Genomic DNA, 14354 nt, shown 5'->3' with positions numbered 1-14354 from the left:
TTGTCACGCGCGCAGGCGCTCGTTCTTCGGGTCCCAGGCGGGTTCATCCGCCAGCACTTTCGCAGCCACGCGGGCGCCGAAAATCTCGACTTCCAGCGCCGTGCCTTCGACGGCCAGATCGCTGCGCACCGTGCCCAGCGCCAGGAGCTTGCCGGTGCGGTAGCCCATGGCGCAGGACGTGACCTCGCCCGCCACCTGATCCCCGGCCCAGACCGTCGCCATATAGGGCGCGTCGAAATCGCTGGCTGCCAGTTCCAGCGTGACGAAGCGCTTCGTCACCCCACGCTGCTTTTCGGCGGCAAGGGCGGCCTTGCCGGGGAAGTCGTGGTTCCAGTCGATGAACCGCTCCAGCCCGGCTTGCAGCAAGGTGTAATCGGTCGACAGATCGCCCTTCCAGGCGCGATAGCCCTTCTCGATCCGCAGCGCGTTCAGCGCCTGCATGCCGAAGGGCACCCCCCCCCCGGCCAGAAGCGCGTCATAGATCGCGGGCGCATCGGCGCGGCTGCAATGGACCTCCCAGCCCAGCTCGCCTGCGAAGGACACCCGCACCAGCGCGCAGTCCCGCCCGGCCATCTTCGCCCGGTCCTGCACCGACAACCAGGGCAGCGACAGGTCGGCCTTGGCGATCCCGGCCAGCAGGTCGCGCGACTTCGGCCCGGTGACGATGAAGCATTCGACCTCGGCGGAATGATCCTCGATCACGCAGCCCTCGGGCAGGCCTTTGCGCAGGACATCGGCATCATGCCATTGCGCCACGGCGGCGGTGATCAGCCCGACCGCATCGTCGCCATGCACCATGCAGGACATCTCGGTCACGGTCCGGCCCTTGTCATCGGCGAAATACACCAGGCCGATCCTGCCCTCTTTCGGCAGGCGCGAGGCGGTGAGGCCCGACACATGCGCCCGCGCGCCCGGCCCCTTGACCATCAGCCGGGTAAAGCCCGGCAAGCACAGCACCCCCACGCCATCGCGCACGGCGGCGCATTCCTCGGCCACGCGCAGCTGCCAGGGTCCGTCGCGCCGCCAGGTCTGCGTCGCCTCCCAGGAAGTATCGTCCCCCGGCTTGGCGAACCATTCGGCCCGCTCCCAGCCATTATAGGGCGCCATCTGGCCGCCCAGCGCCTTCACCCGGTCATGCACGGCCGAGACCCGGCGGTCGGGGGCCGCGGGCCAGCGGGCATGGGGGAAATGCATGCCGTATTCGTGGCCATAGACCTCCATTCCCTTCTGCACGCAATAGTCGGGGTCGGTATAGGCGGTGAAGCGGCGCGGGTCGCAGGACCACATGTCCCATTCCGTCGCGCCCTCGGTCACCCATTCCGCCAGCACCTTGCCCGCGCCGCCGGCCTGGCAGATGCCAAAGGTGAAGACGCAGGCCTCATAGGCATTGGGCACGCCGGGCATCGGCCCGATCAGCGGATTGCCATCGGGCGTATAGGGGATCGGGCCGTTGATCACCTTGGACAGTCCGGCCTTTTCCAGAAGCGGCACCCGCGCCATGGCGTCGGCGATATGCCATTCCAGCCGCTCCAGATCGTCAGGGAACAGCTGGAAGCTGAAATCCTCGGGGAAAGGATCATCCGGCGTCACCCAATGCGCCCGGCAATTCGCCTCATAAGGGCCAAGGTTGAAGCCGTTCTTTTCCTGCCGCAGATAATAGGATGAATCCACGTCGCGCAGCAGCGGCAGCTTGTGCCCGACCTGGGCCGTCCACTGTTCCAGTTCGGGCACGGTGTCGAACAGCATGTATTGATGGCTCATCACCATCATCGGCAGGTCGCGGCCGAACCATTTGCCGACCTCGCGCGCGTAATAGCCCGCCGCATTGACCACGATCTCGGCCCGCACCTCGCCCTTGGGCGTGGAAATCAGCCACTCTCCCTTCTCGCGCCGCACGCCAGTCGCCGGGCAGAACCGTTCGATCCGCGCGCCCATGGCCCGCGCGCCGGTGGCCAGCGCCTGCGTGAGCTGCGCGGGGTCGATATCGCCATCATAGGGGTCATAGAGCGCGCCGGTCAGGTCATGCGTCTCGAGGAAAGGGTATTTCGAGCGGATCTCATCCGGCGCCAGGATGCCCAGATCCATGCCCTGATACCGCCCCATGCCGACGACGCGCTGGAATTCCTGCAAGCGCTCCTGGCTATGGCCCAGCCGGACCGATCCGGTGACATGGTAGTTCATCGGATAGCCCACGGCCTCGCCCAGACCGCGATACAGCTGCGCCGAATAGCGTTGCATGTTCATGATCGACCAGCTTGACGAGAAGGTCGGCACGTTGCCCGCCGCATGCCAGGTGGAGCCTGCGGTCAGTTCGTTCTTTTCCAGAAGGATACAGTCGGTCCAGCCCGCCAGGCACAGGTGATACAGCGCCGAGACGCCCACCGCCCCGCCGCCAATGATCGCGACCCGCGCGTTTGCAAACTCGGCCATTCTCGCCGCCCTCCGTCCAGACTCCGCCGCCACTATCTGCCGCTGCCCCGCGCCGTTCAATTCGGCTGGGCTACGTCCTTTGATCGAAAATTTCGATTACATCTTCGTTTCCGTCCAAATATTCTCGGAAGGTCCGGTGGCCGAAGCGCGCCGGGGTCAGCCAGGGGGCAAGCCATGCAAATCGACCTGATCGAGACCTTTCTCGACCTGATCGAGACCCGCAGTTTCAACCGCACCGCCGACCGGCTGGGCGTCACGCAATCCACCGTCTCGGCGAGGATCAAGGCGTTGGAACAGGCGCTCAACGCCGCGCTGCTGCGCCGCTCGCGCGCCGGCACGGAACTGACCACCGAAGGGCTGCGCTTCGAGACCCATGCCCGGATGCTGCGTCAGGAATGGGTGGCCGCGCGCCGCGCGGTCGCGCCGACGGGCGAGGCGGCGCTGACCCTGCGGCTGGGCATCCAGAACGATCTGGCCAGCACCTTCCTGGCCCGCTTCATCGCCGAGGCGCGCCGGGCCCTGCCGCAGACCTCGTTTTACATCGAGCCCGATTATTCGCAGCAGATGGCCGTGGACCTTGTCATCGGGGCCGAGGATTTCGCCCTGCTTTTCACGCCGAAACCCCATCCCGACCTGCACTTCGAATCGGTGGGAGAGCTGACCTGCCGCCTTGTCAGCTCTTCGGCGACGCGGCTGAACCAGATCGCGCCGCAGGACACGATCTTTGCCCATTTCTCGCCCGCCTTCGAACGCGACCATCGCAGCGCGACGCCGCTTCTGGCCCAGGCACCACTTTCCGTCGGCCAGTCGCAGACCGTCGCCGCCCTGCTGCGCGAAATGGGCGGCAGCGGCTATGTGATGGAAGACGCCGCCCGCGCCCTGGTGGCGACAGGCAGGTTCCGGCTCGTCGAGGATGCGCCGCGCCTGACCCAGACGGTCTATGCCGCCGTCCATCTGCGCAACCGCACGGCGCGGTTGCACCGCCGCCTGATCCGCATCGCCGCCGACCTTCTGTCAGGTTCGGCCCGCAACCGCGTCGGCGGCGGGCCGGAGCTGCCATCAGTGGCAGATCGGACCTAGCGCCAGATCGGGTTGGACCAGGCCCGTTTGCCCGCAGCGTCGATCACCGAGACCCGCAGCCAGGGCGAGTTGCGGAACCGCTCCAGCGGAATCTCGGCGCGGGTCATCGAATGGCCATGCACCGATTTCGCCGCCGTGCCCTTGCCCATGACCACCGCCGAAACCACGGCCGAGGATTCGACGACAATCCTGTCACCTTCGATCCGCACGTCGCGCAGTTCCGGCCCCTGGGAGGCGTAGAAATCGCCGCGCTTCAGCGCCGCCAGCAAAGCCTCGGGCTCGTTCGCCTCGGATTTCACCATCACCCAGCCGCCGAAATGGTCGGGCTCGTAGAAATGCGCATCATCGGTCGCGATCAGGGTCAGCTTGCGGCCCTCGGTCAGCAGCAGGTCGGCGATCGAAAAGCCGTCGGGCCGGTCGCAGCCATTGGCGCAGCCATGGTTGTAGATCTCGACCGCATGGGCGGCGGTGATGCCGCGGGCGTCCTCGAGCGTCAGGCCGGACCATTGCGGATGGGCGATGGCGACAAAGGCCCCGGCGGCCACGGCGCGGGCGGCGATGTCGGCCCCCGATTCCATCCCCTCATGCACACCGAAATCCGGGCTGTTCGGCGGGGGGAAATCGGCAGGCAGGCCCACGGCCAGGATATGCCACAGCTCGCCATTCGCCATGGCACCGGAATGAAGCTCGGCCCCGAGGATCGTAGTGAAGCCATTGGTGCGGAAGGGCACGGTGTCGACGATCGGATAATCATAAGCCCCGATGAAATGGTCGGTCAGGGCCAGGAAATCATAGCCCTCGTCGCGATAGCGGCGGCAGACTTCTTCGGGTTTCAGCACCCCGTCCGAGCGGGTGGAATGGGTATGCAGGTTGCCGCGCCAGAAGCGGCCGGGGGCGGTGAAGGCGGAAAGACGGGTCATGTGCAGGCTCCTTGGCGGGTCGCCGCCATGCTTGCCGCGAGTTCAGGCGCACGGCAAGGGGCCTCAGAAAGGACCAGACGGCGAAGTCTTGCCCGGGCGCGAGCCAGCCTTGCGGAACCCTCGCCAAACCCTATCATTCCTGCTATTGAATGTGTTCTCCGCCTACCGTCTTTCCTCAAGGCCTTCTGTCATGTCGCTTGAACACCCCGACGCCCTGCCGCAGACCGGCTCTGCCCCGGATACCGAGCCCTGCGGCCAGATTCCTGCGGACGAGATGCTCGTCCGCGCCACTGCGGCGGCTGGCTTCCTGAAGGCGCTGAGCCACGAAGGGCGGTTGATGATCCTGTGTCACCTGTCCTCGGGCGAGAAATCAGTGACCGAACTGGAGCAGCTTTTGGCGTCGCGTCAGGCGGCGGTCAGCCAGCAATTGGCGCGGTTGCGGCTGGAGGGCCTGGTCGCGACGCGGCGTGACGGCAAGACGATCCATTATTCGATCCAGGACCCCAAGGTTCTGCGCACCATTACCCTGGTCTATGACATGTTCTGCCGCCCCTAGAGCGGAAAGCCCGGTCAGCCCCGGCCAAGGAAGGGCATGTCGCGCGCCATGATCGTGGCGAAGGGCATGTTCACATCCGGCGGCAGGCTGGCCATGTGCAGGACCGTGCGTGCCACATCCTCGACCGGCATCACCGGTTCCTTGCGGATGCTGCCATCGGCCTGCGGCACGCCGTCCTGGAACCGCGCCGCCATATCGGTCAGCGCATTGCCGATGTCGATCTGGCCGCAAGCGATGCCGAAGCGGCGGCCGTCCAGCGCGAGGGTCTTGGTCAATCCGCTTACCGCGTGTTTCGACATCGTATAGGGCGCCGATCCGGGGCGTGGCGCATGGGCCGAGACCGAGCCGTTGTTGATGATGCGCCCGCCCTGCGGCTCTTGCCGCCGCATCTGGCCAAAGGCCGCTCGGGCGCAGAGGAACATGCCCGTGATGTTAGTCTGGCACAGGCGCAGCCAGTCCTCGACCGCGATCTCGTCGATGGGCCGACCGGGCAGGGACATGCCCGCATTGTTGAACAGCAGGTCCAGCCGCCCCCAGTCGGCCGCGATCCTGGCGAAAGCCGCGTCCACATCGCTCGGCAGGCCCACATCGCCCGGCAGGATCAGTGCCGCGCCGCCCGCCGCCGTTTCCTCAAGCGCCTCGGCACGGCGGCCAATGAGCGCGACCTGCCAGCCCGCCTCCCGCAGCAGGCGCGCCGTGGCGCGGCCAATGCCCGCCCCCGCGCCGGTGATCAGGGCTGTCTTTGCAGTCATCGCGGCACCTCTTCGGCAAGATCGTATTTCAGGAGCCAGAGCAGGATGCGCAAAAGCGCCCGGCCCGGCAATTGCGTGGCTCGGCCCAGCTCCGCCGCCTCGGCCCCGGCCTCGCCCGCAGCATCCAGCGCGTCCAGCACCCGGGCGACATGCGCGGGCGCCTCGAACACCCGCTTCACCCCGGCATAGTCCCGCAAGGCGAATGTCGTCGCCAGATCGGGCCGGTCATGGCGCAGACTGGCGCGGAATCGGCGGGACGTGTCGGGGCCGCTGCGGCTGGGATAGGCCGCGAAGAATGCACCCGGCGCAGGTGCCGGTGGCAGACGCAGCGGGTCGAGCGGTAACGGGGCCGCGCCCGTTTCCCGCGCCCGCGCCAGCATTGCCGCCTGCTCGGCCCAGAGCGCCTGATATTGGGGAATCACCACCGACCAGTCGTAATGCCCCCTTGCCCGCGCCCGACCCGCCGCCCCCATGCGCGCCCGCAACCCCGCATCGCTGCCCAAGGCCACCAGTGCCGCCGTCAGGGCCCGCAGATCCACACGGGTCAGAGCCGAAAGCTGGCTGAGATATTGCACATAGCTGTCCGTCCCGCCGAAATGGCGCTGGCCCAGATAACCGGTCAGATCGGCACGCGGCCCTTCGGTCGGCACGCGGATGCCCACGTCCTCGGTCACTGTGTCGCGCATCCCGTCCCAATCGGTCACGATCAGCGGCAGGCCCGCCGCCATCGCCTCGACCGGGGCAAGACCAAAGGTCTCCTGCACATTGTCGATCGGGAAAAGGAATATCTGCGCCGCCGCAAGCGTGGCCTTGCGCGCCGCCGCCTCGCCACCATCGAGGATGTGAAAGCCCACCTCGGGCATCATGCCCCGCGCGCCCTCGGCAAAGACCTTGCGGGCGTAATCGTCTCGAAACTGGCCGCAGAGCAGCAGATGGAACCGCAGCCCGGTCTGGCGTTGCGCGCGGGCGAGCGACAGGTACAGCGGCAGCGGATCGAATTTCTCATGCGGGGTCAGGCGGGCGATGATGGCGCAGGCGATCTCGCCCTCGCCGATGCCCAGCCGCGCGCGCAGCGCGGCGCCCGCCCCGGCATCCGGGGTGAAATCACCGCAATGAACGCCCAAGGGCAGCACCGGCAGCAGCGGGAGCGGCGGGACCTGGCCCTGAAACCGCGCGGCAAGGAAGGCGTCGGTCGCCTCCATCTGCGCCTCGATCGAGGCTTTCACCGCGCGCGAGGTGCAGATCACCGCGTCCCAGGGCTGTTGCGGTGCGCAGCGCAGGTCGTACATACCCTGCATCACCGCCTTGGTCGCTGTGGTATGGGTGATGCCGCAGATCGCATGGGCGGCCCCGCCCCAAGGCGCGCGCCGCCAGCATTCGGTCGCGAAATTGGGGCTGGGATAGCTGATCACGTCGACCGGCGCGATCCGGGCCGAAGCGTCCAGCCGCACCCCGCGGATCGGACGGGTGACGCCCTGGCGCGCCGCGAAGGCGCGGAAATGCTGTTCGTCGCCTGGACCATGGGTCAGGCAGACGACTTCCTCGGCTACGGCATGGCGCAGAAAACCGCGCAGAAAGCTCTCGCCCGCGACGCGGCGGCCATTGATGCCCTTTTCCGCCGGATCATAGCCGTCGGGCGCATACCAGATCGCGGCATTGGCCAGGGTCATGTCCGATGCTCCATCCACAGCCAAGGCGTCGGCGCGGATCGCCATTCCCAAAGAAGAAGAAGCCGGTCGAGATCCGACAGGCTTTCGGCCCAGTCGGGCAGGCGGTCCACGGCAAGCCTGCGGTCAATCCGGGTGACGCGATGGCTGGCGGCGAAGCGGGCGGTCAGGGCATTGGTCAGGCCGGGATGCAGGCCTTCATGCACCTCGACCAGAATGTCCGCCGCCAGAAGCCCGGGCGCAGCGATGGGGTTCAGGAGCTCGGCCTCGCCCCCTTCGATATCGCACAGGATCACCGTGGGCTGGCCCAATGCCAAGGCAAAATCGCCATGGTCAATGGCGCCGCCAATCTCGACCCGATCCGCCACGCCATTCGCCGCCGCCAATGCGCGACACAGCGCCTGGGCGCGAGGCGAGATGTCGCGCGCGAGGATCCGGCTTTGCGCCATGCGCCGGGCCAGACCCACGGCATAAAACCCCTCGGCGCAGCCGATATCGATCACCAGCGGATAGGCGCGGGCGATGATCGTCTCGATCACCGGATCGAGGCTCGCCTCATAGGCTCCCAAAAGACGTGCGGCGCGGGCGCCCTCGGCGGCGCGGACCGCATAGTCCATGCCTGCGAATGGGCCGGACGGGAGGCGCGTGCCGCTGTGATGGACCACCGTATTCGCCAGAAGCTGCGCCCGCCATTTCGCCAGAAAGCGCAGGGTGCGGTGCAGCGCTTCGGGGCTGGCCGGGGCGGTGGCCAGCCGTTGCAGCTCGGCCATGGCCTTGCGTGTCAATTCCGTGGGTTCCGCCATGCCGCCCCTGCCCTTCGCCGCCATGGTTAGGCAGGATGGCGGCTTGCGTAAAGGCCCCGCCCCGCCGCCCGGGCTGGCCCAGGCTGCGCGATCTGTCCCGCGCCAGGATCGGATCACCGCCCAGCCGCGGGCGCCGCCACGCCAGCAGGACAAGCGGAGCGGAGGGAGATTTGTCCTAGACCCGGCGAAGACGGCCCAGCTTCAGGGCGCGGGCGATGCACCTGCCATGGCTGCCGCCCGGGTGGTTCTCGACCGACCCATCGAAGGAGTGCAGCCACAATGTGGAGGCATATATGGTCGCAGCAAAAATTTCCATTAAATATTTGATATTAATAAAGAAATTTGGTGCCCCCAGAGGGACTCGAACCCCCGACCCTCTGATTACAAATCAGATGCTCTACCAGCTGAGCTATAAGGGCAGCGCGCCTCCAATACTCCAGGCCGGGGGGGGCCCGCAAGGGTTTAGGCGCGGTTGGTGCGGGCCAGGACCGCCACGGCGGCCAGGCCGATGCCCATGACCAGAAGGGCGGCGGGGGCGGCTTCGGACAGGCGTTCCAGCGAGGCCAGCTCGAAGACCCGGGTCGAGAGTGTGTTGTAGTTGAAGGGCCGCAGCAAAAGTGTCGCGGGCAACTCCTTCACGCAATCGACAAAAACCACCAGCAGCGCCGTCAGGACCGAGCCCCGCATCATCGGCAGATAGACCGCGCGCAGAGCGCCGCCCGGCCCCCGGCCCAGCGAGCGCGCCGCCATGGGCAGAGAGGGCGAGACCCGGCCAAAGGCGCTTTCGACCGCGCCCTGCGCCACGCCGAAGAAGCGGACCAGATAGGCCAGACCCAAGGCAAAGGCGGTACCAGTGATCATCAGACCGGGATCGCTGCCGGTCAAAGCCTCGATCCCGTCAGCAAGACGGTGGTCCAGCGCGGCCAGGGGGATCAGCAGGCCGACCGCAAGCACCGCGCCGGGCGTGGCATAGCCCAGCGTCGTCAGCGGCAGCAGCCAGCGGCCGGCGGCATGGCCCGACAGACGCAACCCATAGACCGCCAGCAGCGCCGCAGCCACCGTGGCCAGCGACGCCAGCCCTGCCACCAGAAGCGTGTTCTTGAGCGCCACCAGAAGCCCCGGCGCAAGCCATTGCGCCGGCGCCTCCGACGCATGGAACAGCATTACGCCCACCGGCAGCAGGAAGCCGCAGGCAAAGGGGAAAAGGCACAGGGCAAAGGCGATCCATCCCTGCCGCCCCTGCAACTGCGTCCGGGCGATCGGGCGTTGCGACCGGCCCACGCGATGAAAGCGCGCATTGCGCCGCGACACCCGCTCAAGCGCGACCAGCGTGACGATCAGGCCGAGCAGCACGCAGGCGATCTGCGCAGCCCCCCCGGCATTGCCGCCATCCAGCCATGTCGAGAAAATCCCCGCCGTCAGGGTCTGCACCCCGAAATACGAGATCGAACCATAATCGGCCAGGGTCTCCATCATCGCCAGCGCAACGCCCGCCGCAATGGCGGGCCGCGCCATAGGCAGGCCGACACGGCGGAACAGGCCCCAGGGTCCCTGCCCCAGCGCGCGGGCGACCTCATAGGTGCAGCCCGATTGCTCGCGAAAGGCCGCTCGGGCCAGAAGGTAGACATAGGGATAGAGCGCTGCCGACAGAACCAATCCCGCGGCCCAGAGCGAGCGGGTCTCGGGAAACCAGTAGTCGCGCGCCGAAGTCCAGCCCATCGCCGCGCGCAGGGCCCCCTGCACCGGCCCGCCGTAATCCAGCACATCGACCAGCGCATAGGCCCCGACATAGGCCGGGATCGCCAGCGGGAAGAGAAGCGCATGATCCAGCCAGCGCCGCCCCGGAAAATCATACATGCTGACCAGCCAAGCCGCACCAGTGCCGATGCAGGCGGTCAGCCCCGCCACCATCGCCATCAGAAGGAAGGTGGTGCGCAGATAGCGCGGGAGCACTGATTGAGCCAGATGGGGCCAGATATTCTCGGTCGGATGGAAGGCGATCCACACCACCGACACGACCGGCGCCAGCACAAGCGCCGCAATCAGAAGGGCGCCAAGCGACCACAGGTCCAGGCGCAGCGAGAGGCGACGGGGAAGTTGACGGATTTGCTCAGACATCGTTGCCGCGACCTACAGGAAAGCGGTGTATCTGTAAAGAAAACGCCGTATAGTGAGGAAAATGGCCGATCCGGCCCAACAAGACCCGAGCAGGCCCCGATCCATGCGCATCGTCTATCACCTGGGCGCCCATTGCACCGATGAAGAGCGGCTGGTCCGCTGCCTGCTGAAGAACCGCGGGCTTCTGGCACAGCAAGGCATCGTCGTGCCCGCGCCGACTCGATACCGGAAACTGCTGCGCGACACCGCGGTGCAGCTCAAGGGCGGCGCTGCCACGGTCGAGACCCAGGCGCTGGTGCTGGAACAGATCATGGACGAAGATCTGGCCCAGCGCTTGGTCCTGTCCTGGGACAGTTTCCTGTCCTTTCCGCAATGGGTTCTGCGCGGCCAGATGTACAGTTTCGCGGGCGAGCGCATCCGTGCCTTCACCCGGATCTTCCCCGAGATCGAGGCCGAATTCCATCTGGCGATCCGCAACCCGGCGACTTTCCTGCCTGCTCTGTTCGAGAAGCAGAAAGGCAAGACCTATGAGGAATTTATCGAAGGCTCTGACCCTGCCGCCCTGCGCTGGTCCGATGTCGTCGGCCAGATCCTGCGCCAGAACCCGGGCGTGCCCTTGGTGATCTGGTGCGACGAGGATACGCCTCTGATTTGGCCAGAAGTGTTGCAGGCGGTCTCGGGCCACGACGATGCCATCGAGCTTGAGGAAACCGACGAGCTTCTGTCCGGCATCATGTCGCCCGAGGGGATGGCCCGTATGCAGAACTATATGGCAACGCATCCTGCCGCGTCGATCCAGCAGCGCCGCCGCATCGTTTCGGCCTTTCTCGACAAGTTCGCGCTGAAGGACAAGGTCGAGATGGAATTCACCCTGCCCGGCTGGACCGAAGAGATGGTGGCCAGGATGACCGCCCGTTATGCCGAGGATGTGGCACTGATCTGCCAGATGGCCGGAGTTACCTTCATCGCGCCGTGAATGCGCCGGGTGTCGCCCAAGCCATGCCCGACCTGTCCCGCAGACAGCAGGCTCGCGCAGCCTGCGATGCGTCTGGCCCGACGCGATAACGATGCATCGGACGCAAGGCCTGCAGCGGCGGACGGGGCCCGGGCGCGGAGCGCGACCAGAGCGCCCCCGGCCTTAGGACATGCCCAGCGCGGTCTTGTACATTTCGAGGACGGCTTCCTCTTCGGCGATGTCATCGGGCTTTTTCTTGCGCAGCGCCACGATCTTGCGCATCGCCTTGGTGTCGTAGCCCCGGCCCTTGGCCTCAGCCATCACTTCCTTCTGCTGTTCGGCGATGTCCTTCTTCTCGGCTTCCAGCTGTTCGAAGCGTTCAATGAACTGGCGCAGCTCGTCTGCGGCGATACCGTAGCTGTCAGTTGCGTCGGCCATGGCGGCCCTCCTTGCTGTTTCACCGGATCAGGCCGTCGCAGATAGCGCGGCCCCGCCCGCCGCTTCAACCCCCAACTTCAGCCCCGCCCATCCCGATCTTCGCTTGCGTGGCAGGCGGGCAGCCGTTAGCCAAGAAGCGGGGGAAGGACGAACGAAAAGAAGGAATCCGCACATGCAGGCCATGGTCTGGGTTGGTACCCTTGTGTCGCTGGTCGGCGTCGCGGGCCTGTTCTATTGCGTGATGCGCGCCCTGCGCGTCCGCCGCGCGGGTCTGCCCGACGAGGGGATGCGGTCAGAGTTGCAGCGCGTCGTGGTGATCAACATGGGCGCGCTGGCGGTTTCGGCCATGGGGCTGATGCTGGTCGTTCTGGGTATCTTCCTCGGCTGACGCCATCCCGCTCGGCGTCAGTTCCGGTCCAGATCGGCAAGCCGCCGCCCCTCACCGATCATCCGGTCGATCAGCGCGCAGGGTTGCCACAGCGCATCCTCTTCCATCCAGCCATGCATCTCGGCGCGCAGGACCATGAGGCCGCGCTGCGCCGCCTGATGCATCGGCCCGCCACGCCAGCGCGGAAAGCCGAAGCCCTGCACTAGGATATGGTCGACATCCGATGGCCGCCGTGCGACGCGCGCATCGAGCATCCGCATCGCCTCATTCACCTGCGCCGCAAGCCAGCGGTTCAGGACCTCGACCTCCCCCATGCCCCGCATCGGCGCGGGCGCCTCTGGATCGGGCAGTTCCGGAAACGGGGCGCCGAACCCGTCCAGCGCGATCTCCAGCCGCCGCTTCGGCACGCCCAGCGCAAGCATCCGCGCCAGTGCCGCGCGCCCCGCCCCGGCCACCCGCCGACCCAGGATCGGCATCTTGCCCACCAGAACCGGCGGCAGGTTCAACCGGCGCAGAAGCTGCACCGAGGCCGCCACCTGTTCGGAATCGGCCGCTTCCGGCAGGGCGAGTTCGGAAATCCGGGCCGAAGGCGCCAGCGCCAATCCGAGCGTGCCTTCCGCCCCGCCCAGCACCAATTGCGGCACCGCGGGCAGAAGCCGCGTCATCACGACGAGATCGGGCCCCGCCCCGGCATGGATCGCCAGTCCCGGACCTGCCGGGCCGCTGCGCGCCAGCACGGTCGCATCCGCGAAGCCTGAAAGCCGCGCCCAGTCGGCATCCTTTTGCGCCGGGGCGAGACGCCCGGCCCGCATCTCGGCCTCTTGCCGTTCGGCCACCCAGCGCATCCCGGCGGCCAGGCGCGGCTTTTCGGCATCGACCCAGCTGACCTTGAGCCCGCGCCCGAGCGCGATCAGCGCCACCGGGGCCATCTGCGGCGCCGCACCGATCAGCGCCAGATGCGAAATCCCCTTCGGCGCGGCCTTGGCCACTGCGGGCGGCAAGGAGGCCGCCCGCCGTTCGGCCTGGGCGGCGGCGATCAGACCATGGCTTTCCTCTGTCTCGGCCAGATCGTCAAAGGCGACCTCTTCCAGCGCCAGACCATTCTCGAAGGGCAGGTAAAGCGCTGCATCAACGCAGTCGATGATCCGCGCCGGCGCTGGCAGGATGCCACGCGCCGCCTCTTGCCGGGCTGCCGTCACCGCCTCCTGCCAGCCGGCCACATCCTCAAGCCCCTCGGTCCGTGCCGCACCGGGGCGCGGTTGCGGCATGGCGAAGGCCCGCGCGATGGCCGCGGGCAGCGGGTCTTCGCCTGCAACCATCTGGTCGATCAGCCCCAGCGCCAGCCCTTCTTCCGCGGCAACTGGCCGCCCCGAGAGCAGGATGTCCAGCGCCTCGGCCGCGCCCACGATACGCGGTAGGCGCTGCGTGCTGCCGCCCTGCGGCGGCAGCCCAAGCCCCGCCTCGGGAAAGATCAGCCTCGCCGTCTCGGTCGCGACGCGGGCATGGGCGGCAAGCGCAAGCTCTGCCCCCGGCCCCACCGCCGCGCCCGACAGGGCGACGACGACCGGCAGGGGCAAGGCGTCCATGGCCTGACACAGCACCGCAAGCGAGGGTGCTCCCGGCGCGGCCGGGGCCTCGCCCGCGTCAATCGAGGTCGCCGCCGAGAAATTTCGCCCAGCCCCCGCGATCACCACGCCGCGCAGGCCCGGTTGCGCCGCTTCGGCCAGCGCCTGCATCATCGCCCGCCGCATCCCCGGCGTCAGTGCATTGCCCGGCGGATTGTCGAAGGTGATGACCAGAACCGCATCTTCCGGCCCTGCCCGTTCAGTATTGACTGTGCCGCCAAGGCCCCCCGTCGCGGTCATTTGCCCCCCGCCCTGCGGCCCTCACCGGCCGACTTGCGCGAAGTTAACAAGCAAAAGCCATGGCTTGGCAAGGCTTTGCCGGGAAAAGCCGGGCAAAAGGCCGACATCGCCGCTGCCGCGCGACCCGGTCAGACCGGCATATTGTCGAAACTGGCCTCGACCCGCGCTTCATCGGCCAGGCGGCGCGCCTCGGCCTCGGGCTGGGCAAGCGTCAGCCCATGGCTGGGCAACAGCGCGGCGAGCGACAGGATTTCGGTCTGCAACGTCGCCCAGGCCGCCGCCTGACTTGCCAGCGCCAAATCGTTCAGCAAGCCGCCGACCGCCAGAGAGTCCGATTTTTCCTTCTGCATCTCTACATCCCCCCTGTTCCTGACGTAACCTC

13 protein-coding genes and 1 tRNA gene are annotated in these 14354 nt (G+C 67.3%); 4 read left to right on the top strand and 10 right to left on the bottom strand.

Translation table 11 applies throughout. The annotated features are described in order from the left end of the window. Positions 1 to 3: 3 nt before the first annotated feature. Positions 4 to 2430, bottom strand: a complete 2427-nt coding sequence (locus ACED67_RS01100; RefSeq protein ID WP_395539603.1) for a GcvT family protein — start codon at positions 2428 to 2430, stop codon at positions 4 to 6. Positions 2431 to 2604: 174 nt separating this feature from the next. Here ACED67_RS01100 and ACED67_RS01095 point away from each other — a divergent pair, with 174 nt between their 5' ends. Continuing rightward, complete coding sequence (locus ACED67_RS01095) at positions 2605 to 3510, top strand: LysR family transcriptional regulator (protein WP_395539602.1); 906 nt, start codon at positions 2605 to 2607, stop codon at positions 3508 to 3510. Here ACED67_RS01095 and ACED67_RS01090 read toward each other — a convergent pair. Further along, positions 3507 to 4430, bottom strand: a complete 924-nt coding sequence (locus ACED67_RS01090) for a CehA/McbA family metallohydrolase (protein ID WP_395539601.1) — start codon at positions 4428 to 4430, stop codon at positions 3507 to 3509. The two genes, ACED67_RS01095 and ACED67_RS01090, sit on opposite strands and share 4 nt — an antisense overlap. 274 nt (positions 4431 to 4704) lie before the next feature. Here ACED67_RS01090 and ACED67_RS01085 point away from each other — a divergent pair, with 274 nt between their 5' ends. Continuing rightward, entirely contained in the window at positions 4705 to 4986 is a 282-nt protein-coding gene (locus tag ACED67_RS01085) for an ArsR/SmtB family transcription factor (protein WP_395540446.1), read from the top strand. Between the two features lie 14 nt (positions 4987 to 5000). Here the strand turns inward: ACED67_RS01085 and ACED67_RS01080 are convergent, their stop codons facing one another. From ACED67_RS01080 to ACED67_RS01060, 5 genes are all read right to left on the bottom strand, one after another. Then, positions 5001 to 5738, bottom strand: a complete 738-nt coding sequence (locus tag ACED67_RS01080) for an SDR family oxidoreductase (RefSeq protein WP_395539600.1) — start codon at positions 5736 to 5738, stop codon at positions 5001 to 5003. Then, positions 5735 to 7408 carry a glycosyltransferase gene (locus tag ACED67_RS01075; protein ID WP_395539599.1) on the bottom strand — a complete coding sequence of 558 codons (1674 nt, stop codon included), beginning with the start codon at positions 7406 to 7408 and terminating at the stop codon, positions 5735 to 5737. Before ACED67_RS01075 ends, ACED67_RS01080 begins: the two co-directional genes overlap by 4 nt. Continuing rightward, complete coding sequence (locus ACED67_RS01070) at positions 7405 to 8208, bottom strand: hypothetical protein (RefSeq protein ID WP_395539598.1); 804 nt, start codon at positions 8206 to 8208, stop codon at positions 7405 to 7407. Before ACED67_RS01070 ends, ACED67_RS01075 begins: the two co-directional genes overlap by 4 nt. 343 nt (positions 8209 to 8551) lie before the next feature. Next, positions 8552 to 8627 (bottom strand) — tRNA-Thr (locus ACED67_RS01065). A gap of 43 nt (positions 8628 to 8670) precedes the next feature. Then, positions 8671 to 10326, bottom strand: a complete 1656-nt coding sequence (locus tag ACED67_RS01060) for an ABC transporter permease (RefSeq protein WP_395539596.1) — start codon at positions 10324 to 10326, stop codon at positions 8671 to 8673. 103 nt (positions 10327 to 10429) lie between these two features. Between ACED67_RS01060 and ACED67_RS01055 the strand changes: the two genes are divergently transcribed. Further along, the gene (locus ACED67_RS01055) at positions 10430 to 11302 is read left to right on the top strand and encodes a hypothetical protein (RefSeq protein WP_395539595.1); all 873 of its coding nucleotides are present in this window, start codon (positions 10430 to 10432) and stop codon (positions 11300 to 11302) included. 162 nt (positions 11303 to 11464) lie between these two features. Here the strand turns inward: ACED67_RS01055 and ACED67_RS01050 are convergent, their stop codons facing one another. After that, a complete protein-coding gene (locus tag ACED67_RS01050; protein WP_395539593.1) occupies positions 11465 to 11719 on the bottom strand; it encodes a DUF2312 domain-containing protein in 255 nt (84 codons plus the stop codon). Positions 11720 to 11891: 172 nt separating this feature from the next. Here ACED67_RS01050 and ACED67_RS01045 point away from each other — a divergent pair, with 172 nt between their 5' ends. Further along, on the top strand, positions 11892 to 12107 hold the full coding sequence (locus ACED67_RS01045) for a hypothetical protein (protein WP_395539592.1): 216 nt from the start codon (positions 11892 to 11894) through the stop codon (positions 12105 to 12107). Positions 12108 to 12124: 17 nt separating this feature from the next. On the opposite strand, the gene ACED67_RS01040 is transcribed toward ACED67_RS01045, so the two are convergent. Both ACED67_RS01040 and ACED67_RS01035 read right to left on the bottom strand, forming a co-directional pair. Next, positions 12125 to 13972 carry an enoyl-CoA hydratase-related protein gene (locus ACED67_RS01040; RefSeq protein WP_395539591.1) on the bottom strand — a complete coding sequence of 616 codons (1848 nt, stop codon included), beginning with the start codon at positions 13970 to 13972 and terminating at the stop codon, positions 12125 to 12127. A gap of 128 nt (positions 13973 to 14100) precedes the next feature. Continuing rightward, positions 14101 to 14322 carry a hypothetical protein gene (locus tag ACED67_RS01035; protein ID WP_395539590.1) on the bottom strand — a complete coding sequence of 74 codons (222 nt, stop codon included), beginning with the start codon at positions 14320 to 14322 and terminating at the stop codon, positions 14101 to 14103. Between the last annotated feature and the right edge of the window lie 32 nt (positions 14323 to 14354).

Source organism: Neotabrizicola paludis, from assembly GCF_044142105.1.
Lineage (GTDB): Bacteria > Pseudomonadota > Alphaproteobacteria > Rhodobacterales > Rhodobacteraceae > Pseudogemmobacter.
Note: the sequence above shows the minus strand (reverse complement) of the source record. Positions and strands in the feature narration are given on the sequence as shown.

Bases quoted from the DNA above. Each gene is read 5' to 3' on its own strand.
- ACED67_RS01100 (WP_395539603.1), bottom strand. From the start codon at position 2,430: ATGGCCGAGTTTGCAAACGCGCGGGTCGCGATCATTGGCGGCGGGGCG.
- ACED67_RS01095 (WP_395539602.1), top strand. From the start codon at position 2,605: ATGCAAATCGACCTGATCGAGACCTTTCTCGACCTGATCGAGACCCGC.
- ACED67_RS01090 (WP_395539601.1), bottom strand. From the start codon at position 4,430: ATGACCCGTCTTTCCGCCTTCACCGCCCCCGGCCGCTTCTGGCGCGGC.
- ACED67_RS01085 (WP_395540446.1), top strand. From the start codon at position 4,705: ATGCTCGTCCGCGCCACTGCGGCGGCTGGCTTCCTGAAGGCGCTGAGC.
- ACED67_RS01080 (WP_395539600.1), bottom strand. From the start codon at position 5,738: ATGACTGCAAAGACAGCCCTGATCACCGGCGCGGGGGCGGGCATTGGC.
- ACED67_RS01075 (WP_395539599.1), bottom strand. From the start codon at position 7,408: ATGACCCTGGCCAATGCCGCGATCTGGTATGCGCCCGACGGCTATGAT.
- ACED67_RS01070 (WP_395539598.1), bottom strand. From the start codon at position 8,208: ATGGCGGAACCCACGGAATTGACACGCAAGGCCATGGCCGAGCTGCAA.
- ACED67_RS01060 (WP_395539596.1), bottom strand. From the start codon at position 10,326: ATGTCTGAGCAAATCCGTCAACTTCCCCGTCGCCTCTCGCTGCGCCTG.
- ACED67_RS01055 (WP_395539595.1), top strand. From the start codon at position 10,430: ATGCGCATCGTCTATCACCTGGGCGCCCATTGCACCGATGAAGAGCGG.
- ACED67_RS01050 (WP_395539593.1), bottom strand. From the start codon at position 11,719: ATGGCCGACGCAACTGACAGCTACGGTATCGCCGCAGACGAGCTGCGC.
- ACED67_RS01045 (WP_395539592.1), top strand. From the start codon at position 11,892: ATGCAGGCCATGGTCTGGGTTGGTACCCTTGTGTCGCTGGTCGGCGTC.
- ACED67_RS01040 (WP_395539591.1), bottom strand. From the start codon at position 13,972: ATGACCGCGACGGGGGGCCTTGGCGGCACAGTCAATACTGAACGGGCA.
- ACED67_RS01035 (WP_395539590.1), bottom strand. From the start codon at position 14,322: ATGCAGAAGGAAAAATCGGACTCTCTGGCGGTCGGCGGCTTGCTGAAC.